General features: G+C 62.8%; 25 protein-coding genes. 17 read left to right on the top strand and 8 right to left on the bottom strand.

Translation table 11 applies throughout. The features are described from left to right. The first annotated feature begins 16 nt into the window (after window positions 1–16). The 15 genes from fusA to HG262_RS05810 all read left to right on the top strand — a co-directional run bounded on the left by fusA (window position 17) and on the right by HG262_RS05810 (window position 10,163). Window positions 17–2,119 (top strand): elongation factor G, encoded by a 2,103-nt coding sequence (gene fusA / locus HG262_RS05880; protein ID WP_169270131.1) that lies wholly within the window; start codon window positions 17–19, stop codon window positions 2,117–2,119. 75 nt (window positions 2,120–2,194) lie between these two features. Continuing rightward, window positions 2,195–3,385: an elongation factor Tu gene (gene tuf, locus HG262_RS05875; RefSeq protein WP_057285896.1), complete on the top strand. Its 1,191-nt coding sequence runs from the start codon at window positions 2,195–2,197 to the stop codon at window positions 3,383–3,385. A 74-nt stretch (window positions 3,386–3,459) separates the two neighbouring features. Next, a complete protein-coding gene (rpsJ, locus tag HG262_RS05870) occupies window positions 3,460–3,771 on the top strand; it encodes a 30S ribosomal protein S10 (RefSeq protein WP_003806903.1) in 312 nt (103 codons plus the stop codon). 457 nt (window positions 3,772–4,228) lie between these two features. Next, the gene (gene rplC, locus HG262_RS05865) at window positions 4,229–4,918 is read left to right on the top strand and encodes a 50S ribosomal protein L3 (RefSeq protein ID WP_169270130.1); all 690 of its coding nucleotides are present in this window, start codon (window positions 4,229–4,231) and stop codon (window positions 4,916–4,918) included. A 4-nt stretch (window positions 4,919–4,922) separates the two neighbouring features. Continuing rightward, a complete protein-coding gene (rplD, locus tag HG262_RS05860; protein ID WP_105555697.1) occupies window positions 4,923–5,543 on the top strand; it encodes a 50S ribosomal protein L4 in 621 nt (206 codons plus the stop codon). Beyond that, window positions 5,540–5,836: a 50S ribosomal protein L23 gene (gene rplW, locus HG262_RS05855; RefSeq protein ID WP_006216557.1), complete on the top strand. Its 297-nt coding sequence runs from the start codon at window positions 5,540–5,542 to the stop codon at window positions 5,834–5,836. Before rplD ends, rplW begins: the two co-directional genes overlap by 4 nt. Next, on the top strand, window positions 5,837–6,664 hold the full coding sequence (rplB, locus tag HG262_RS05850; RefSeq protein ID WP_006227020.1) for a 50S ribosomal protein L2: 828 nt from the start codon (window positions 5,837–5,839) through the stop codon (window positions 6,662–6,664). It begins immediately after the preceding gene. 12 nt (window positions 6,665–6,676) lie between these two features. Continuing rightward, window positions 6,677–6,952 carry a 30S ribosomal protein S19 gene (gene rpsS, locus HG262_RS05845; protein WP_006216555.1) on the top strand — a complete coding sequence of 92 codons (276 nt, stop codon included), beginning with the start codon at window positions 6,677–6,679 and terminating at the stop codon, window positions 6,950–6,952. Between the two features lie 3 nt (window positions 6,953–6,955). Then, window positions 6,956–7,285, top strand: coding sequence for a 50S ribosomal protein L22 (gene rplV / locus HG262_RS05840; RefSeq protein ID WP_006227021.1), 330 nt, complete (start codon window positions 6,956–6,958; stop codon window positions 7,283–7,285). Window positions 7,286–7,294: 9 nt separating this feature from the next. Continuing rightward, the gene (gene rpsC / locus HG262_RS05835; RefSeq protein WP_006227022.1) at window positions 7,295–8,089 is read left to right on the top strand and encodes a 30S ribosomal protein S3; all 795 of its coding nucleotides are present in this window, start codon (window positions 7,295–7,297) and stop codon (window positions 8,087–8,089) included. 2 nt (window positions 8,090–8,091) lie between these two features. After that, window positions 8,092–8,508 carry a 50S ribosomal protein L16 gene (rplP, locus tag HG262_RS05830; RefSeq protein ID WP_006216552.1) on the top strand — a complete coding sequence of 139 codons (417 nt, stop codon included), beginning with the start codon at window positions 8,092–8,094 and terminating at the stop codon, window positions 8,506–8,508. 11 nt (window positions 8,509–8,519) lie between these two features. Next, window positions 8,520–8,711: a 50S ribosomal protein L29 gene (gene rpmC / locus HG262_RS05825; protein WP_003806912.1), complete on the top strand. Its 192-nt coding sequence runs from the start codon at window positions 8,520–8,522 to the stop codon at window positions 8,709–8,711. A 2-nt stretch (window positions 8,712–8,713) separates the two neighbouring features. After that, window positions 8,714–8,995: a 30S ribosomal protein S17 gene (gene rpsQ, locus HG262_RS05820; protein WP_006227023.1), complete on the top strand. Its 282-nt coding sequence runs from the start codon at window positions 8,714–8,716 to the stop codon at window positions 8,993–8,995. Between the two features lie 130 nt (window positions 8,996–9,125). Next, entirely contained in the window at window positions 9,126–9,587 is a 462-nt protein-coding gene (locus HG262_RS05815) for a hypothetical protein (RefSeq protein ID WP_248293252.1), read from the top strand. A 141-nt stretch (window positions 9,588–9,728) separates the two neighbouring features. Then, the gene (locus HG262_RS05810) at window positions 9,729–10,163 is read left to right on the top strand and encodes a hypothetical protein (protein WP_169270129.1); all 435 of its coding nucleotides are present in this window, start codon (window positions 9,729–9,731) and stop codon (window positions 10,161–10,163) included. Window positions 10,164–10,226: 63 nt separating this feature from the next. Here the strand turns inward: HG262_RS05810 and HG262_RS05805 are convergent, their stop codons facing one another. The 6 genes from HG262_RS05805 to HG262_RS05780 are packed head-to-tail and all read right to left on the bottom strand — an operon-like array spanning window position 10,227 to window position 15,799. Further along, window positions 10,227–11,294 carry a branched-chain amino acid ABC transporter permease gene (locus HG262_RS05805; RefSeq protein WP_169270128.1) on the bottom strand — a complete coding sequence of 356 codons (1,068 nt, stop codon included), beginning with the start codon at window positions 11,292–11,294 and terminating at the stop codon, window positions 10,227–10,229. Window positions 11,295–11,305: 11 nt separating this feature from the next. After that, window positions 11,306–12,316: a branched-chain amino acid ABC transporter permease gene (locus HG262_RS05800; RefSeq protein WP_169270127.1), complete on the bottom strand. Its 1,011-nt coding sequence runs from the start codon at window positions 12,314–12,316 to the stop codon at window positions 11,306–11,308. Further along, on the bottom strand, window positions 12,313–13,062 hold the full coding sequence (locus HG262_RS05795) for an ABC transporter ATP-binding protein (RefSeq protein ID WP_169270126.1): 750 nt from the start codon (window positions 13,060–13,062) through the stop codon (window positions 12,313–12,315). Before HG262_RS05795 ends, HG262_RS05800 begins: the two co-directional genes overlap by 4 nt. Next, window positions 13,059–13,688, bottom strand: coding sequence for an ABC transporter ATP-binding protein (locus HG262_RS05790; RefSeq protein ID WP_169270125.1), 630 nt, complete (start codon window positions 13,686–13,688; stop codon window positions 13,059–13,061). Before HG262_RS05790 ends, HG262_RS05795 begins: the two co-directional genes overlap by 4 nt. Before the next feature lie 15 nt (window positions 13,689–13,703). Then, complete coding sequence (locus HG262_RS05785; protein WP_169270124.1) at window positions 13,704–14,876, bottom strand: substrate-binding domain-containing protein; 1,173 nt, start codon at window positions 14,874–14,876, stop codon at window positions 13,704–13,706. Beyond that, window positions 14,873–15,799, bottom strand: a complete 927-nt coding sequence (locus HG262_RS05780; RefSeq protein WP_169270123.1) for an alpha/beta hydrolase — start codon at window positions 15,797–15,799, stop codon at window positions 14,873–14,875. The genes HG262_RS05785 and HG262_RS05780 overlap by 4 nt, the downstream gene beginning before the upstream one ends. Before the next feature lie 161 nt (window positions 15,800–15,960). Between HG262_RS05780 and HG262_RS05775 the strand changes: the two genes are divergently transcribed. Beyond that, window positions 15,961–16,920, top strand: a complete 960-nt coding sequence (locus HG262_RS05775) for a helix-turn-helix domain-containing protein (protein WP_169270122.1) — start codon at window positions 15,961–15,963, stop codon at window positions 16,918–16,920. A gap of 26 nt (window positions 16,921–16,946) precedes the next feature. Here the strand turns inward: HG262_RS05775 and HG262_RS05770 are convergent, their stop codons facing one another. Next, complete coding sequence (locus HG262_RS05770; protein WP_169270121.1) at window positions 16,947–17,453, bottom strand: DUF2938 domain-containing protein; 507 nt, start codon at window positions 17,451–17,453, stop codon at window positions 16,947–16,949. A gap of 68 nt (window positions 17,454–17,521) precedes the next feature. Here HG262_RS05770 and HG262_RS05765 point away from each other — a divergent pair, with 68 nt between their 5' ends. Further along, entirely contained in the window at window positions 17,522–18,196 is a 675-nt protein-coding gene (locus HG262_RS05765; RefSeq protein WP_169270120.1) for a metalloregulator ArsR/SmtB family transcription factor, read from the top strand. 63 nt (window positions 18,197–18,259) lie between these two features. On the opposite strand, the gene HG262_RS05760 is transcribed toward HG262_RS05765, so the two are convergent. Beyond that, window positions 18,260–19,687: an NAD-dependent succinate-semialdehyde dehydrogenase gene (locus HG262_RS05760; protein WP_169270119.1), complete on the bottom strand. Its 1,428-nt coding sequence runs from the start codon at window positions 19,685–19,687 to the stop codon at window positions 18,260–18,262. Between the last annotated feature and the right edge of the window lie 163 nt (window positions 19,688–19,850).

Here is a 19,850-nt window from a genome sequence, read left to right as displayed (position 1 = left end):
TAAGGACTAATCCACCATGGCCCGCAAAACCCCGATCGAGCGCTATCGCAACATTGGTATCTCTGCGCACATCGATGCAGGGAAGACCACCACGACCGAACGTATCCTGTTCTACACCGGCGTCAATCACAAGATTGGCGAAGTGCATGATGGCGCAGCCACCATGGACTGGATGGAACAAGAGCAAGAGCGTGGCATCACCATTACGTCGGCAGCTACGACGGCGTTTTGGCGTGGCATGGCGAAGAACTATCCCGAACACCGCATCAACATCATCGACACCCCGGGGCACGTGGACTTCACCATTGAGGTGGAACGTTCCATGCGCGTCCTGGACGGTGCTTGCATGGTCTACTGCGCAGTGGGCGGCGTTCAGCCCCAGTCCGAAACCGTGTGGCGCCAAGCCAACAAGTACGGCGTGCCGCGTCTGGCCTTCGTCAACAAGATGGACCGCACCGGCGCCAACTTCTTCAAGGTCTACGACCAGTTGAAGAACCGCCTGCGCGCCAATCCCGTGCCGATCGTGATCCCGATCGGTGCCGAAGACACGTTCCAAGGCGTGGTCGACCTGGTCAAGATGAAGGCGATCATTTGGGACGAAGCCAGCCAAGGCATCAAGTTCGACTACCACGACATTCCGGCTGAACTGGTTGATCAAGCCAACGAATGGCGTGAAAAGCTGGTTGAAGCTGCCGCCGAATCGTCGGAAGAGCTGATGAACAAGTACCTGGAAACGGGTTCCTTGGACGAAGAAGAAATCAACCTGGCCATCCGCCAACGCACCATCGCTGGCGAAATCCAGCCGATGCTGTGCGGCACCGCCTTCAAGAACAAGGGCGTGCAGCGCATGCTGGACGCGGTCATCGACTACCTGCCTTCGCCCGTGGACATTCCCCCGGTCGACGGCATGGACGATGACGGCAATCCGGTCAAGCGTTCGGCTGACGACAGCGAGAAGTTCTCGGCTCTGGCATTCAAGCTGATGAGCGATCCGTTCGTGGGTCAATTGACCTTCGTGCGCGTTTACTCGGGCGTCCTGAAGTCGGGCGATACGGTCTACAACCCCATCAAGGGCAAGAAGGAACGTATCGGCCGCATTCTGCAGATGCACGCGAACAACCGCGAAGAAATCAAGGAAGTGTTGGCAGGCGACATCGCCGCTGTGGTGGGTCTGAAAGACGTGACCACCGGCGAAACGCTGTGCGACATCGACTCCCACATCCTGCTCGAACGCATGATTTTCCCGGAGCCCGTGATTTCGCAGGCCGTGGAACCGAAGTCGAAGGCTGACCAGGAAAAGATGGGTCTGGCGCTGTCGCGTCTGGCTCAGGAAGATCCGTCGTTCCGCGTGCGCAGCGACGAAGAATCCGGCCAAACCATCATTTCCGGCATGGGCGAGCTTCACCTGGAAATTCTGGTCGACCGCATGAAGCGTGAGTTCGGCGTTGAAGCCAACGTCGGCAAGCCGCAAGTGGCCTACCGTGAAACCATCCGCAAGACCTGCGACGAAGTTGAAGGCAAGTTCGTCAAGCAGTCGGGCGGCCGCGGCCAGTACGGCCACGTGGTGCTGAAGGTCGAGCCGTTGCCTCCTGGCGGTGGTTTCGAATTCGTCGACGCCATCAAGGGCGGTGTGGTTCCTCGCGAATACATCCCCGCGGTGGACAAGGGCATCCAGGAAACGCTGCCTTCGGGCGTGTTGGCTGGCTACCCGATCGTCGACGTCAAGGTCACGCTGTTCTTCGGTTCGTACCACGATGTGGACTCGAACGAAAACGCGTTCAAGATGGCCGGCTCCATGGCATTCAAGGAAGGTCTGCGCAAGGCCAGCCCCGTGCTGCTGGAACCGATGATGGCCGTTGAAGTCGAAACGCCGGAAGACTACGCTGGTACCGTGATGGGCGATCTGTCCTCGCGTCGCGGCATGGTCCAAGGCATGGACGACATGGTCGGTGGCGGCAAGACCATCAAGGCTGAAGTGCCCCTGGCCGAGATGTTCGGTTACGCCACGAACCTGCGTTCGCTGACGCAAGGTCGTGCCACGTACACGATGGAATTCAAGCATTACTCCGAGGCTCCCAAGAACGTCGCTGACGAAGTCATCGCCGCTCGGGCCAAGTAAATAACCCTAGCCAGGTCCGCTCATCCGGGCGGCCTGGCAGATTCAAGTTTCCTTGAAAGTTAAAGGATAGAGATCATGGCAAAAGGCAAGTTTGAACGTACCAAGCCGCACGTGAACGTGGGTACGATTGGTCACGTTGACCACGGCAAAACGACGTTGACGGCAGCTATCACGACCGTTCTGTCGAACAAGTTCGGTGGCGAAGCCAAGGGCTACGACCAGATCGATGCGACTCCTGAAGAAAAGGCTCGCGGCATCACGATCAACACGGCTCACGTCGAGTACGAAACGGAAGCGCGTCACTACGCGCACGTTGACTGCCCGGGCCACGCTGACTATGTGAAGAACATGATCACGGGCGCCGCGCAAATGGACGGCGCGATCCTGGTTGTGTCGGCCGCTGACGGCCCGATGCCGCAAACGCGTGAACACATCCTGCTGAGCCGCCAGGTTGGCGTGCCGTACATCATCGTCTTCCTGAACAAGGCTGACATGGTTGACGACGCCGAGCTGCTCGAGCTGGTGGAAATGGAAGTCCGCGAACTGTTGTCGAAGTATGACTTCCCGGGCGATGACACCCCGATCGTCAAGGGTTCGGCCAAGCTGGCGCTGGAAGGCGACAAGGGCGAACTGGGCGAACAGGCCATCATGAACCTGGCGGCAGCGCTGGATTCGTACATCCCGACGCCTGAGCGTGCTGTTGACGGCGCGTTCCTGATGCCGGTTGAAGACGTGTTCTCGATCTCGGGTCGTGGCACGGTGGTGACTGGCCGTATCGAACGCGGCATCGTCAAGGTCGGCGAAGAAATCGAAATCGTGGGTCTGGTTCCGACGGTCAAGACGACTTGCACGGGCGTTGAAATGTTCCGCAAGCTGCTCGACCAAGGTCAAGCCGGCGACAACGTGGGCATCCTGCTGCGCGGCACCAAGCGTGAAGACGTCCAGCGCGGCCAAGTTCTGGCCAAGCCGGGCTCGATCACCCCGCACACGGACTTCACGTCCGAGGTGTACATCCTGTCCAAGGAAGAAGGCGGCCGTCACACTCCGTTCTTCCAAGGCTATCGTCCCCAGTTCTACTTCCGCACGACGGACGTGACGGGCACGATCGAGCTGCCGGCCGACAAGGAAATGGTTCTGCCGGGCGACAACGTGGCCATGACGGTCAAGCTGTTGGCTCCGATCGCCATGGAAGAAGGCCTGCGTTTCGCCATCCGTGAAGGCGGTCGTACCGTCGGCGCCGGCGTCGTCGCCAAGATCCTGAAGTAATTCGGATCACTTAAGCAGCAAACAACCAGCGAAGGCGCTTTGCCGCCTTCGCCTCTCGTTCTTTAGGAAACGCCATGAAAAACCAAAAGATCCGTATCCGCTTGAAAGCCTTCGATTACAAGCTGATCGATCAATCGGCCGCTGAAATCGTCGACACCGCCAAGCGTACCGGCGCCGTTGTCCGCGGCCCGGTGCCGCTGCCCACGCGTATCCGTCGCTATGACGTCCTGCGTTCGCCGCACGTCAACAAGACGTCGCGCGACCAGTTCGAAATCCGTACCCATCAGCGCTTGATGGACATCGTTGATCCCACCGACAAGACCGTTGACGCGCTGATGCGTCTGGACCTGCCGGCCGGCGTCGACGTCGAAATCGCGCTGCAGTAAGGCGTACCGAGCCTGCTACCTTCGCCGGTAGGCTCGAAAAAAATGGCCGTATTCCTTCGGGAGTGCGGCCATTTTGTTTTTGGCGCCCTGCGTTCTTCGTGGGCGTTCGCTATCCGTTAGCGTGCACTCACTTGCCGTCCGGGTGCCGGCAGGCGGTAGTTCCCGGACTCACTGAAAAGCCCGCCTCGCTGGACGGCCAACACGCGTTGTGCCCGTGGCGCGCAAGCTACGGCAAAGTGCGCTAAGTACTTGTGTTGGCGAGAAAAAACATGCTAATATGCCAAGCTTGCCATTTTGTGGCAAGACTGACTATGGGAACAGGATGGCGGGATGGGCTAAAACCCAACTGATCCCCCCAAATTACTCCTCGACCCAGGTTGAACATAGTCGTAGGGCAAAGGCCGTTACCTTTTGCCCGATTAGCCCCGACCAATCGCAGTCGGGAATGGAGAAAACGATGTCGAATTCGACACCCACGCCCGCCGCTCACCGGCTGGGGCTGGTGGGTCGCAAGGTCGGCATGACCCGCATTTTTACCGAGGAAGGTGAATCCATCCCGGTGACCGTGCTGGACGTGTCGAACAACCGCGTGACCCAAGTTAAGTCGCAGGAAACCGACGGCTACGCCGCGATCCAAGTGACTTATGGCACTCGTCGTGCCTCGCGTGTGGTTCAGCCGCAAACGGGCCACTACGCCAAAGCCGGCGTTGAAGCCGGTAGCATCCTCAAAGAATTCCGCCTTGATCCCGCTCGCGCTGCTGAATTTGCAGCCGGTTCCGTGATCGCCGTGGAATCCGTGTTCGAAGCCGGCCAACAGGTCGACGTGACGGGCACGACCATTGGTAAAGGCTTCGCCGGTACCATCAAGCGTCACCACTTCGGTTCGCAACGCGCTTCGCACGGTAACTCCCGTTCGCACCGCGTTCCCGGCTCGATTGGCCAAGCACAAGATCCGGGCCGCATTTTCCCGGGTAAGCGCATGGCTGGTCACCTGGGTGATGTCACCCGCACCGTTCAAAACCTCGACGTCGTTCGCGTTGACGTTGAGCGCGGCCTGCTGCTGGTCAAGGGCGCTGTCCCCGGCCACGCTGGCGCCGACATCGTCGTGCGCCCGGCCATCAAGGCCCCGGCCAAGAAGGGAGCGTAAGTAAATGGATCTCAAGCTCCTGAACGACCAAGGTCAGGCCGCTGCTACGTTCAGCGCGCCCGATACGATCTTCGGCCGTGACTTCAACGAAGCGCTGATTCATCAGATCGTGGTGGCTTTCCAAGCCAATGCCCGTGCCGGCAACCGCGCTCAGAAGGATCGTGCCGAAGTTAAGCACTCGACCAAGAAGCCCTGGCGCCAGAAGGGTACCGGCCGCGCACGCGCCGGTATGACTTCGTCGCCGTTGTGGCGTGGCGGTGGTCGGATTTTCCCGAACTCGCCCGAAGAGAACTTCAGCCAGAAGGTCAACAAGAAGATGTACCGCGCCGGGATCCGTTCGATTCTGTCGCAACTGGCTCGCGAAGACCGCATCGCTGTTGTCGAATCGTTCGATCTGGAATCGCCCAAGACCAAGGACGCAGCCGCAAAGCTGAAGAGCCTGGGCCTGGACTCGGTCCTGATCATCACCGACAGCGTTGATGAGAATGTTTACCTCGCCACCCGCAACCTGCCGCATGTTGCTGTTGTCGAGCCCCGTTATGCCGATCCGTTGTCGCTGGTCCACTACAAGAAAGTGCTGATCACCAAGCCGGCCATCGCTCAACTCGAGGAGATGCTGGGATGAACGCTGAACGCTTGATGCAAGTCATTCTGGCTCCGATCGTGACCGAAAAGGCCACGTTCGTCGCTGAGAAGAATCAGCAAGTCGCTTTCCGTGTCGTGGCTGACGCTACCAAGCCGGAAATCAAGGCTGCCGTCGAACTGCTCTTCAAGGTGCAGGTCGAGTCCGTGCAGGTCCTCAACCGTAAGGGCAAAGTCAAGCGCTTTGGCCGATTCGTTGGCCGTCGCCGTAATGAGCGCAAGGCTTACGTGTCGCTCAAGGACGGCCAGGAAATCGACTTTGCGGAGGTGAAGTAAATGGCCCTCGTAAAAGTTAAGCCGACTTCGGCCGGCCGCCGTGGCATGGTGAAGGTTGTTAGCCCCAACCTGCACAAGGGTGAGCCCTACGCGCCGCTGCTGGAAAAGAAGACCCGTGGTTCTGGCCGTAACAACAACGGTCACATCACGATCCGCCATCGTGGCGGCGGTCACAAGCAACACTACCGCTTGGTCGACTTCCGTCGTGACAAGGACGGTATCCCGGCGAAGGTTGAGCGTCTGGAATATGACCCCAACCGTACGGCGCACATTGCTCTGCTGTGCTACGCCGACGGCGAACGTCGTTACATCATCGCTCCGCGTGGTCTGGAAGTGGGTGCCACTGTGCTGTCGGGCATCGAAGCCCCGATCCGCGCCGGCAACACCCTGCCGATCCGCAACATCCCGGTGGGTACGACGATTCACTGCGTCGAAATGCTGCCTGGCAAGGGTGCTCAGATGGTCCGCTCGGCTGGCGCTTCCGCCGTCCTGCTGGCTCGCGAAGGCATCTACGCTCAGGTTCGTCTGCGCTCGGGTGAAGTCCGCCGTGTGCACATCGAATGCCGCGCCACCATTGGTGAAGTCGGTAACGAAGAACACAGCCTGCGCCAAATCGGCAAGGCCGGTGCAATGCGTTGGCGTGGTATCCGCCCGACGGTCCGTGGCGTTGCCATGAACCCGGTGGATCACCCGCACGGTGGCGGTGAAGGCCGTACCGGTGAAGCACGCGAACCGGTCAGCCCGTGGGGCACTCCGGCGAAGGGTTTCAAGACCCGTCGCAACAAGCGGACGAACAATATGATCGTCCAACGGCGCAAGCGCAAGTAAGAGGCGAACACTATGTCACGTTCGATCAAGAAAGGCCCGTTTGTCGATGCTCACCTGATCAAAAAGGTGGACACGGCCGTCGCGGGCAAAGACAAGAAGCCGATCAAGACCTGGTCGCGTCGTTCCACGATCCTGCCCGAGTTCATCGGTCTGACGATCGCTGTGCACAACGGCAAGCAGCATGTCCCCGTGTACATCAACGAGAACATGGTCGGTCACAAGCTGGGCGAGTTCGCGCTGACCCGTACGTTCAAGGGCCACGCTGCGGACAAGAAGGCGAAGAGGTAAGCGATGGAAACTACTGCCATTATCCGTGGGGTGCATATCTCGGCACAGAAGACCCGTCTGGTTGCGGACTTGATCCGTGGTCAGAAGGTCGGCCGTGCGCTGGAGATCCTCACCTTCTCGCCGAAGAAGGCTGCCGTCATCCTGAAGAAGGCTGTCGAGTCCGCCATCGCCAACGCCGAGCACAACGACGGCGCCGATATCGACGAACTGAAAGTCACCACGATTTTTGTGGACAAGGCTCAGTCGATGAAGCGCTTCTCCGCTCGCGCCAAGGGCCGCGGCAACCGTATCGAGAAGCAGACCTGCCATATCACGGTCAAGGTCGGAGCTTAAGGAGTCACGATGGGTCAGAAAATTCACCCCACTGGGTTCCGTCTCGCGGTCACCCGTAATTGGTCCTCGCGTTGGTTCGCCGACGACAAGGCCTTCGGCACGATGCTTGCCGAAGACATTCGCGTTCGCGAGTACCTGAAGAAGAAGCTCAAGAGCGCCTCCGTTGGTCGCGTGATCATCGAGCGTCCGGCCAAGAATGCCCGCATCACCGTCTACTCGGCTCGTCCGGGCGTGGTGATCGGCAAGCGCGGCGAAGACATCGAAAGCCTGAAGGCTGATCTGCAGCGTCTGATGGGCGTGCCTGTGCACGTCAACATCGAAGAAATCCGCAAGCCGGAAACCGATGCTCAACTGATCGCCGACTCGATCTCGCAACAGCTCGAGAAGCGCATCATGTTCCGTCGCGCAATGAAGCGCGCGATGCAGAACGCAATGCGTCTGGGTGCCCAAGGCATCAAGATCATGAGCGCCGGCCGTCTGAACGGTATCGAAATTGCCCGCACCGAGTGGTATCGCGAAGGCCGTGTGCCGCTGCACACCCTCAAGGCCAACATCGACTACGGCACCTCCGAAGCCCACACCACGTATGGCGTGATCGGCATCAAGGTCTGGGTCTACAAGGGCGACATGCTGGCTAACGGCGAATTGCCGCCGGAAACCGCTGCCCCGCGCGAAGAAGAACGTCGTCCGCGCCGCGCTCCGCGTGGTGATCGTCCGGACGGTGCTCGCACCGGTCGTCCGGGTGGTCGTGGTCGTGGTGGTCCCCGCAAGGCGGACGCTGCTCCGGCGCCTGAAGGAGAATAACCATGCTGCAACCCTCTCGCAGAAAGTATCGCAAAGAGCAGAAGGGCCGCAACACCGGTCTGGCGACTCGTGGTACCCACGTGTCGTTCGGCGAATTCGGTCTGAAGGCCACCGGCCGTGGCCGTCTGACCGCTCGCCAGATCGAAGCCGCTCGTCGTGCTATCAATCGTCACATCAAGCGTGGCGGCCGTATCTGGATTCGCATTTTCCCGGATAAGCCCATCTCGCAAAAGCCCGCCGAAGTCCGTATGGGTAACGGTAAGGGCAATCCTGAGTACTGGGTCGCTGAAATTCAGCCCGGCAAAGTGCTCTACGAAATGGAAGGTGTGAGCGAAGAGATCGCGCGTGAAGCTTTCCGCCTGGCCGCTGCCAAGCTGCCGATTTCGACCACGTTCGTCGCGCGTCATATCGGTGCTTAAGGAGTACTAACATGAAAGCTAGCGAACTCCGTTCGAAAGACGCCGCCGAGCTCGGCAAAGAGCTCGAAAGCCTGCTGAAGGCACAATTCGGTCTGCGTATGCAGAAGGCCACGCAGCAACTGGCCAACACCAGCCAGCTGCGCAACGTGCGTCGCGACATTGCGCGCGTTCGTACCTTGCTGACCGAGAAGGCAGGGAAATAAACATGAGCGAAACTCAAAACACCCAAGTGGCCAAGCGCCAGCGTACGCTGGTTGGCAAGGTCGTCAGCAACAAGATGGACAAGACTGTCGTTGTGCTCGTCGAGCGCCGCGTCAAGCACCCCATCTTCGGCAAGATCATCGTGCGCTCCGCGAAGTACAAGGCACACGACGAATCGAACCAATTCAACGAAGGCGATACGGTTGAAATCGCTGAAGGCCGTCCCATCTCGCGCTCGAAGTCGTGGCGTGTGGTGCGTCTGGTTGAAGCCGCGCGTATCATCTAAGTCGTCATCGGAACGGTTCGCCGTTCTGATATAAAACGGCAAGGGCTAACCCCCTTGCCGTTTTTTTTTGCCCTGGAGATCCATGCCCATGCAGGTAACGGACATCATGCGCAGGACCATCAAGGCCGGCATGCTTGGCGTCGCGCTATGCGCGACAGCGGCCGCCGGCGCGCAAGGCATCGATTCCGGCGCGGAAGTCACGGCGGCCTCGCCCGTTGATGATTCGCGCGCGGGCAAGAATGTCCTGAATGCTGGGCCGGAGCCGCGCGTCAAGCTTCCTCCCGGATCGCGCGACCACGCGGCCATTTTCGGCTCCGACGACGAAGGCGAGCAAGCCTTGGCGTCGCAAGAGCAGGCGCTGCAAGGGCAGCGCGATCAACTGCGGCTGCTTGAGCGGCTGCTCAACCAGAAACCCGTGGACGCCGCCACGGCGCCGCCGGCGATGTTGCCGCTGAACACTGGTTCGACGATGAGGCCTTTGGCACCAACGCCCGGCGGATCGCAGCTTGGCCACGGCCAGGTCGATGAGATGCAGCGGCGCGTTGACCGCATGCGGCGCGAGGCCGATATCTTGCGAAACAGCGGCAAATAACGAGGCCTTCGCGCCGTTTGCGGCCGTTGAAACGCGGCGTAGCAACGTTTGGCGTGGACGGTGCGGCGGGCCTTCCGGTTCCTGATATAAATCCAGCAGCGCACGCACGCGCTGGCAGTTTTGGACACAGGAGTCGCGTCAATGATCAAGTCCGCGGGCAGGTTGGGCGTTGGGGGTTTCATGGTGCTGGCATGGACGGCATATTCGCCTTCGGCCGGTGCTCAGAATATCAACTTCAAGGACGTGGAGGTCCCCCGGCCGTACCATGACAGCGTCCTGGTCGTCGGCAGCAACAGCCGGGCGCGCGCAGGAATCGAAGTCCGGGAGTTGGAGAAGGCGTTGGACCAGGTCAGGGATCAGGCTCGCGCGCTGGACGAACTCCGGAACCAGAACCGCGCGCTGGAACGCAAAGTGGACGAACAGGGCAGGAAGATCGACTTGCTTGAGCGCAACCAAAGCGACAGCAGCCGCAACAGCAGCAGCAACAGTGCAAACGAGCGGCAGATTTCCGCGCTGGAACGTCAGGTCAATCAGCTTAGCAACGACCTGGATCGCTTGAGCAGAAAGGTGAAATAAGGCGGTGCGAGGCATGCGCGGCGCGGCCGCGCGTGCCTCATCCCGTGCCCCCTTTTTACGCCGTCAGCGCCGCCGCGCCAGTTCCCGCAGCCGTCCCGCAATGCCGGTCGGGAAGTAGTAGACCGACACCACGAACAGAATCCCCAGCCACAGCAGCCAGCGGTCCGGCTCGAACAGCAGGGACAGCGGCGCGATGCCCGACACGGCGTCGTGGATCACCTGCAGGCCGTCTTGCAGATAGCTCTGTGCGAACACGAAGAGGCTCGCGCCCACTACCGCGCCGTACATGGTCCCCATGCCGCCGATCACGAGCATCAGCAGGATGTTCAGCATGATCTCGAACGACAGGGACGTGTCCGGGCCGTTGTAGCGCAGCCAAAGCGCATACATTGCGCCGGCCAGCGTGGCGAACCCCGCCGCCAGCAGGTTGGACAGGCTGCGGTACAGCACGGTGCGGTAGCCGATCGCCTCGGCGCGGAAGGGGTTCTCGCGGATCGCTTGCAATACGCGGCCGAACGGGGAATTCACGATGCGCAGCAACATCAGGAACAGCACGGCGCAGACCGCGGTGATCAAGTAGTAGGTGATGATGCGGCCGTCGACCGTGACGCCGAATAGCGGTTCGGACAATGGCCGGAACGCGGGCCGCAGCATCTGGGGTACTTTGAAATTCAAACCGTCTTCGCCACCCGTCAGGTCCGATAGCTGCGACACCAGCGTCTGGAAGGCGGCCGCAACCGCCAATGTGATCATTGCGTAGAAGATGGCACGCACGCGCAGGCTGGCCAGGCCGATCAGCAGGGCGAAGGCCAGCGACACCGCCAGTGCCCCGCCAACGCCGGCGAACACGGCGGTCCAGCCAGGTTCCATCCGGATGCTGGCGATCGCCACGCCGTAGGCGCCGATGCCGAAGAACATGGTGTGCGCGAAGCTGACGATGCCCGTGTAGCCCAGCAGCAGGTCATAACTGGCGACCAGGATCACGAACACCAATATCTTGGCGGCCACCGCCAGCGATTTGGGACCCGGAAAGAGGAAGGGCGCCATGGCAAGCAGGGCGACGACCGCGACCAGTGCCAGCGTCAGGGGGAGGCTGCGCGGCGGATCGCCGGAGAGCAGGCGGAAAGACATGTCGGCGGTTCCTATCGATTCGTGACCGGATACACGCCTTGCGGCCGCCACAACAGAATGGCGACCATCAGCGCGATATTCGAGAACAGGGCGGCCTTGGGCACGAGGAAGCCGGTGTAGTTGGCCATCAGCCCCACCAGCAGCGCGCCGATCAGGCAGCCCACGGTCGAGCCCAGGCCGCCGATCATGATCACGATGAAGATCAGCACGTTCACCTGCGCGCCCAGTTGCGGCACCACCGACTGCTGGTACATGCCCCACAGCACGCCGCCCAGCCCGGCGAGCATCGATCCGGCGACGAACACGCCCACAAACAGGTGCCGGATGCGATAGCCCAGGCTTTCCACCATCTCGCGGTCTTCCACGCCGGCGCGGATCAGCAGGCCCAGCTTGGTGCGATTCAGCAGCCACAGCATGCCGCCCAGCACCAGGACGCCTACGGTCAGCGCCACGATACGGAACTTCTCGATCGCCGCGTCGCCCAGCAGAAATGCGCCGCGCAGCGCTTCAGGCAGCGGCAGAGACAGCGTCTGCGGACCCCAGATCATCTTGATGATCTCTTCGCCGATGATCATGCCGCCCATGGTGATCAGGATCTGCTTCAGGTGCTGCCCATACACAGGCCGCACGATCACGCGTTCGAACGCCAAGCCGACGGCGCCCGCCACCAGCATGCCCACGATCATGGCGGGCAGCACCGCGGCCAGGTTCATCCACAGGCTGCCTGTCTGGGTCCAGTCGGCCATGCCGCCAAGCACTGTCGCCGCCATATAGGCGCCGATGGCGATGAAGAGGCCGTGCCCGAAATTCAGGACGTCCATCAGGCCGAACACCAGCGTCATGCCCGAGGCCACGATGAAGATGATCATGCCCATCGCCAGGCCCGCGAGCGTCAGCGTGACCCAGGTCGAAAAGGAACCCACCAGTGGCAGCGCAATGGCGGCCAACGCCGCGACCAGCAGCACGGGGCGCAGGTCCGCGCGCGTGCGTGGCAGTGGAGTATCGATATCCAGGGTGCTCATTGATGGCTTCCCAATGACAGGCCAAGCAGGCGTGTCTGTAGTGCTTCGTCTTGCGCAAGCTCGCGCATGCTGCCGGCGTGCACGATGCGGCCGTTGTCCATGATCGCGACATGGTCGCCGACCCGCTGCGCGAAGTTGAAGTTCTGCTCGACCAGCAGGATGGTGGTGGACGCTTCCTTGAGTTCGAGGAAGGCGTCGATCATGTTCTGCACGATGGCAGGCGCCAGTCCCTTGCTGGGCTCGTCGATCAGCAGCAGCCGGCGTGGCTCGATGATGGCGCGGGCTACTGCCAGCATCTGCTTCTGTCCGCCGGACAGCTTGCCTGCCGGATGCAGCCAGAACTTCTTCAGGGCGGGGAAGAAACCGAAGATCCATTCCAGCCGCCGGGTGTCCAGCTGGTCTGCGCTGCGCGCCTGCCGCGCGGCGAGCAAGATGTTTTCCTTCACCGACAAGTCCGCAAAGATGCCCATGTTCTCGGGCACATAGGCCATGCCCATGCGCGCCATGTCGGGCGGCGATTTGCGTGTGCCGGGTCCGCCGATGGGCGTGCCGTCAAACGTCACCCGGCCTTGCGAGGCCCGCCACAAGCCCATGATGGTGCGCAGCGTCGTCGTCTTGCCCGCGCCGTTGCGGCCCAGCAGTATCGTCACCGCGGCGGGCGGCACCGACAGGTCCACGCCGTGCAGGATGTGATACGCACCGATATGCGTGTGCACGGCCTTGAGTTCAAGCAGCGGGACGGTCATGCCTTGGGCTCCGTCGGGCTCATGCCCAGATACGCTTGCTGCACGATGGGGGATGCGATGACGGTGGCGGGATCGCCGTCTGCCATCAGCTGCCCGTTGTGCAGTACGACGATCCGGTCGGCCAGTTCGCGCACCACATCCATCTTGTGCTCCACCAGCAGGATCGTTTTGGATGGGTCGTTCTTGATTTCGCGAATCAGCTCCAGCACCACGGGCACATCGTCCACGCTCATGCCGGCGGTCGGTTCATCGAACATGAAGACCTGCGGTTCCAGCGCGATCAGCATCGCGATTTCCAGCTTGCGCTGGTCGCCATGCGGCAGGTCCGCGGCGGCGTGGTCGCGGCGTGCCGACAGGCGCGGGAACAATTGCGTCAGCTGGAACGCGCGGCCCAGGCCGGCGTGCATGCGCGCGGGGGCCGACAGCGGGGTCAGGTCTCGGCCATTCAGCCGCACCGACCCGGCGCTTGCGCGCAACTGGCCGGAGATCAGATTGAAGTAAGTGGTCTTGCCCGCGCCGTTCGGGCCGACGATGGCCGTCAGCGTGCCAGGCGCATAACGGCAGCTGACATCATTGACGGCCACGTGCCCGCCGAAACGGATCGTGAGCGATTCAGTTTCCAACATTGCAGCGGCTTGCTTTCAGCGTTTGTTCTGGATCGGCACAGCCATCTGGTCAGGCGTGATTTCCTTGACCAGGTCCTGCACCGCCCACGGCACCGAGGGATCGTTCTTGATGCGGAAGTGGTACATGGATTGCATGGCCTGGTGGTCTTCCGGCCGGAACGTCATCTTGCCCTTGGGCGTGTCGAAGCTCATGCCTTCCATGGCCTTGATCAGCTTGTCCGTATCCGAATCGCCAGCGGTCTTGTTCAACGCCGCCACGATGGCGATGCCGGATGACATGCCGCCCGCCGTGAAGAAGTCCGGCGGCTGGCCGTAGCGCTTCTGGTGTTCGGCAACGAGCCAATCATTGATCGGATTCTTGGGGATGCCGTAGTAGTAATACGTGGCGCCTTCCATGCCCGCCAACGACTTCAACGGCGTCATCGCGGCAAGCGTGTTGCCGCCCGTGGCGATCTCGATGCCGAAGCGCTTGGGGTCCAGATCGGCAATCTTGAACGGGTTGCCCGCACCCGCCCACAAGATAAAGATGATCTTGCGGCCCGGCTTGTCTTTCAGCGCATCGAACAGGCGCTGTGCGCCCGCGGTGAAGTCGGTGGCGTTGGCGGGCAGGTATTCCTCGTGCACGATCTTGGCGTTCTTCAGCGCGCCCTTGAAGGCCTTCACACCGTCGCGGCCAAAGGCATAGTCCTGCGCCAGCATGGCGATGGAGGTGCCGGCCTGGTCGAAGGCCACCGCGTTGGCGATCGCATCCTGCGACGAGTTGCGGCCGGTGCGGAAGATGTACTTGTTCCACTTTTCACCTGTGATGGAATCCGCCACGGCGGGCTCCACCAGCAGGATCTTCTCGTACTCTTCGGCGATCGGCAGCATGGCCAGCGCAACGCCCGACGAGGTGGGGCCGACGGCGATATCGGCATTGTCATCGGCATACGCGGACGCCAACTGCGCGCGGGCCACGTCGGGCTTGCCCTGGTTGTCCTTTTCAATCACGCGGATCTTCCGGCCGGCCACCGTCATGGTGCCCTGCGTGGCGTACTCCAGGCCCAGCATCAGCCCGTTCTGCGTCTGTTTGGCGTAGGCCTCCAGCGGGCCCGTCTTGTCGTAGACGTGGGCGACGACGACGTCTTTTGCGGCTACCGCCGAATTCATGCAAAGGGCCGCCAGCGCGGCGAGCAGAATGCGATTCATGGATGTCTCCTGTTATCAGCGGGCGCGCGCGGCCGCCGTGTGGTCATGCAGGGGGGCGGCGTGGCCAGGAACCGGCGGATGGCGTCGATCTGCGGCGCCACGTTCAAGGCGGGAGCGTGCCCGCAATCGGGGAAGTCGATGCGTTGCGCGCACGGTCCGCGCCGCGTCATCGCGTCGGCGACCTCGGGCAGCAGCAGATCGGACTGGGCGCCGCGCAGCAGCAGCACCGGCATGCGCAGCGAGTCGTAGCCGCTCCAGCGGTCATAGTCGCCGGGGTGATGGCTGAACTGCCCGACGATCGCCGGATCGTAATGCGCCGTGACGCGGCCGTCGGGCAGCCGGCGCACCGAGGTCTCGGCCATCCGGCGCCATTGCTCGTCACTCTGCCAGCCATACGGCTTGTAGGCGACGCGAAGCCAGGCCTCCAGTTCGGTGACCGTATCGAACGCGGGCGGGTTGCCCGCATAAGCCAGGATGCGGTCGATGGCCGGCTGCGGCAGCTCGGGCCCGATGTCATTGACGACCAGGTGCGAGATCCGCCCGCGCAGCGTCGTGGCCGCGGCGTGCATGCCGGTGGCGCCGCCCATCGACGTGCCCACCCAACGCATGTGGGAAAGCGACAAACCGTCGGCCAGGGCGAGGGCCAGGCGCGCGTAGAAGTCCAGTCGGTATTCGGCGACCGGATCGGGACTCCATTGCGACAGGCCGCGGCCGATCGTATCGGGGCAGATGACGCGGTAGTCGTCGGCCAGCGCCTTCGCCAGTTCGTCGAAGTCGCGCCCGGTGCGGGCCAGGCCGTGCCACATGACGACGGGGGGCGCGTCGGGCTCGCCCCATTCGGTCAGGTGCAGCTCGCGGCCTTCGCAGCGCAGATAGCGCGAAGCCGGCGTGTGGCGGGCGGCCGTTGCGGGCGCGTTTGCCATGAGTCTCCTCCCGGGTTGTCCAGGTTGTGTGCTTATCGGGCTGACTATAGACTTGCGCCAAACGCATCCACAATGCGCCGCGCACCCCAGAGCAGGGTGAGTCAAGAAGTTGTAGACGCAAGATCAAATTGCGCTTCCCGCCGCGTACAGGAGACCGCGCCATGCCCGATACGGAATTCGCCATTTCGGCCAGCGCCGGCGCTGACCGGCGTGAGCAATGGCGCGCGGCGCTGTCGGACGCTTTCGGCCCGTTCGAGGTGCACGGCGGCATGCCCAGCCATTTCGCCGGGCATGTGCGCTACGCGCGCCGCGCCAGCCTGCAGTTCAACGATCTGCACTACCAGGGGCAAAAGCTGGAGCGCACGGCGGGCAATGTGTCGCGCCTGGACCAGGAGTTCTACACCTTCGGGCTGCCGCTGGCGGGTCCGCTGGCCGTGCGGCAGCAGGGCCGCGAGTTCCAGGTCGAGCCCGGCTGCGTATACCTGATGAACCAGAGCCTGCCTTATCAGGCGACGGCGCTGGGTGCGTCGGGCTACCGCAGCCTGAGCGTGTCCTTTCCGCGCAGCGCCCTGTCGCAGCGGGACTCCCGCATCGGCGCTTTCTACAAGCTGCGCGTCGACGACGGTTCGCCGCGTGGCGCAATGCTGGCCAGCTACATGGAGCACCTGTTCAAGGGCATGGACGGCTGGTCCGACACCGAGGTGACCGAACTTGGCGAACGCCTGATCGACCTGATCGTCCTGTTCCTGGTGCAGTCGGGGCAGGGGCATGCGTCGGAATCCGATAGCAGCGTCACGGTCGCGCACCGGCAGCGCGTGCTGGCCTACATCCGGCAGCATCTGGCCGACCCGGCGTTGTCGCCGCAGGCCGTGGCGCAAGGGTGCGGCGTGTCTGTCGCGTACCTGCACCGCATCCTGCGCGCGGGCGGCTTGTCGGCCGAGTCCTTCCTTTTCGATCAGCGGCTGGACAAGTGCCGCGAACTGCTGCTAAGTCCGCAGCACCGCCATCGCAGCATCGCCGAACTGGCCTATCAGGTGGGGTTTTCGCATCCTTCGCATTTCAGCCGCCTGTTTAAACGGCGCTTCGGCATGACGCCGCGGGACCTGCGGGCGAGTTCGTAGGAGGAGCGGGGGGCTGGCTGGGGGCGTCAGCCGCCGTAGAAATGCGTCAAGGCCCACGTCGCCACGTACAGGCCGACGCCGAACACGGCATGCGCCATCAGGCTGCGCAGGCGCGCGGTGTTGGGGCGCGGCGTCTTGCTGGCCGCGATGCCGGCGCCCATACCGGGTTGCAGGATGAAGAACGGTGCGGCGACGCTCAAGACACCGAAGAGCAGGGCGGGCGCCAGCGTGGGGCGCAGCGTCCAAGGCATGCCCACGACGGCCAGCAGCATCGCCGCGAAGACAATGCCGATCGCGTAATGCACACCCCACCCCAGCAACGCTTCGCCGCGCACGGGCGCCGACCGGGCGATGTTCTCGTGCAGGAAGCGGCCGCGGGGCAGATGGCCGATCCACCGGCCCACCATCGCGAAGTTCAAGGAAGGGGCGCCGAAGCAGCGTTTGATGAAAAGCGCCCACAGGTCCATCACCAGCGTGGCGCCCACGCCGATCAGCACGGCGCGGTGGATGAATTCAATTACTGCTGGGGTCATCGGCGGGTATCCTGGTTATGTCATTCAATTTATTGATTGAATGTTAGAGTGATGCTATTGTCCTGTCAATGAATTCGCCAGACAGCCCGCAACCTTCCCAGCGCTTCGATGCGCTTGCCGAGATCTCCAAGACCCTGGGGCAGGCCCATCGCCTGGCCCTGCTTGAACACATCGCACAGGGCGAACGCGCGGTCGAGCGCCTAGCGGAGCTCTCGGGGCTGTCGGTTGCCAATACCTCCCAGCATCTGCAGCACCTGCGCCGCGCCGGTTTCGTGCAGACCCGGCGGGACGGCAAGCGGGTGCTTTACCGGTTGGGGGCGGGGCCGATTGCGCCGCTTCTGGCTGCGCTGCGCGGCTATGCCGAACATCAGCATGCCGAGATCCGCGACGTTATTGCAGACAGCATCCATCAGCGCGACCGCCTGGATGGCGTTTCCATCGAGGAATTGCTGGGCATGCTGGACAGCGGCAGCGTCGTGCTGCTGGACGTGCGTCCGCCCGACGAGTTTGCGCAGGGCCACTTGCCCGGCGCCATCAACATCCCGACCGAAGACCTGGAACGCCGGCTGGCCGACCTACCCGCGGGCACCGACATCGTCGCCTATTGCCGCGGGCCGTATTGCGTGCTGTCCACCGACGCCGTGGCCGCCCTGCGCGCGCATGGCGTGCCGGCGCGCCGGCTGGACGCCGGATTCCCGGAGTGGAAGGCGGCGGGCCTGCAGGTCGAGGCCGCGCGGGGCTGAATCCCGCCATCGAAGACGAAAAAAAGCCCCCGAGGGGGCTTTTTCCGTGTGGCGGGCGAGCGGTCAGATGTGCGTGATGAACTTCGTGACAAGGTACCCGTCGAACGTCTCCAGGCCGCCTTCGCTGCCGATGCCGCTGTCCTTGATGCCGCCGAACGGCGTTTCGGCCAGCGCGCTGCCGAAGTGGTTGATGTTGACCATGCCGGCTTCCAGGCCGTTCGAGACCTTCGTGGCCGTCTTCAGCGAGTTCGTGAACACGTAGGACGACAGCCCGAAGGGCAGGCTGTTGGCGCGGCGCAGCACTTCGTCGGTGTCCTTGAAGCGGACGACGGGCGCGACGGGGCCGAAGGGTTCTTCGGTCATCAGCATGGAATCGTCAGGCAGATCCGTCACGACCGTGGGGGCAAAGAAGAATCCCTTGCGGTCCAGCGGGCCGCCGCCGACCACGACCTTGCCGCCGTGCTTCTTGGCGTCGTCGATGAAGGCGCTCATGGCGGGCACGCGGCGTTCATGGGCCAGCGGGCCCATATCGGTGCCGGCTTCCAGGCCGTCGCCGACCTTGATGTTCTTCAACACGTCCGAGAAGCGCGCCAGGAATTGTTCGTAGGCGCCTTCCTGCACGTAGAAGCGGGTGGGCGACACGCAAACTTGGCCGGCATTGCGGACTTTGAACCTGGCCAGCATCTCGGCGGCGCGTTCGACGTCCGCGTCGTCAAACACGAGCACGGGCGAATGGCCGCCCAACTCCATCGTGACGCGTTTCATGTGCGCGCCGGCCAGCGCGGCCAGCTGCTTGCCCACCGGCACGGAACCGGTGAACGAGACTTTGCGCACGATCGGCGAACGGATCAGGTAGTCGGAGATCTTGGCGGGCTCGCCCCAGACGATGTTCAGGCAGCCCTTGGGCAGGCCGGCGTCGTGGAACATGCGGGCTATCGCCATGACGGCGCTGGGTGAATCTTCCGGGCCTTTCAGCACCACCGTGCAACCGGCGCCGAGCGCGGCGGCGATCTTGCGGATGGCCTGGTTGTACGGGAAGTTCCAGGGCGTGAACGCGGCGCACACGCCGATGGGCTCGCGCACGACGAACTGGCGCACGTCCGGATTGCGGGGCGGTACGACGCGGCCGTAGATCCGGCGGCATTCCTCTGCGTGCCAATCGGCGTGCTCGGCGCAGGAGGTGACTTCACCCACGGCTTCGGCCAGCGGCTTGCCCTGGTCCAGCGTCATGTTGCGGCCGATTTCCTTGGCGCGCTCGCGCGACAGCGTGGCGACCTTGCGCAGGATGGCGGAGCGGTCCATGGGCGAAGACTTCTTCCAGGACTCGAAGGCGCGCTGGGCGGCGGCTAGTGCGCGGTCCAGATCCGCTTCGGTGGCGTGCGGCAACTGGCCAAGCACTTCCAGCGTGGCCGGGTTGATGACGTCCTGGGTGCGCCTACCCTCGCCGGAGATGAATTCGCCGTCGATATACAGCGCCAACTGTTCATACATGCCTGTCGTTCCTTGCGAAATAGGAGTGGAGTGCGACCGCTGTCGCCCGCGCCAGTCTAAACCAGCTTGTCCGCCCCAGGGAGGGCCACTCCCGCGCGCGAACCTGGAGCCAATCCGAGGCGCTGCGTTCCTTCTTGCCAGCCCTTGCGCGCATGGCCACAAT

Source organism: Achromobacter sp. Bel, from assembly GCF_012928505.1.
Classification (GTDB): domain Bacteria; phylum Pseudomonadota; class Gammaproteobacteria; order Burkholderiales; family Burkholderiaceae_B; genus Achromobacter.
Note: the sequence above shows the minus strand (reverse complement) of the source record. Positions and strands in the feature narration are given on the sequence as shown.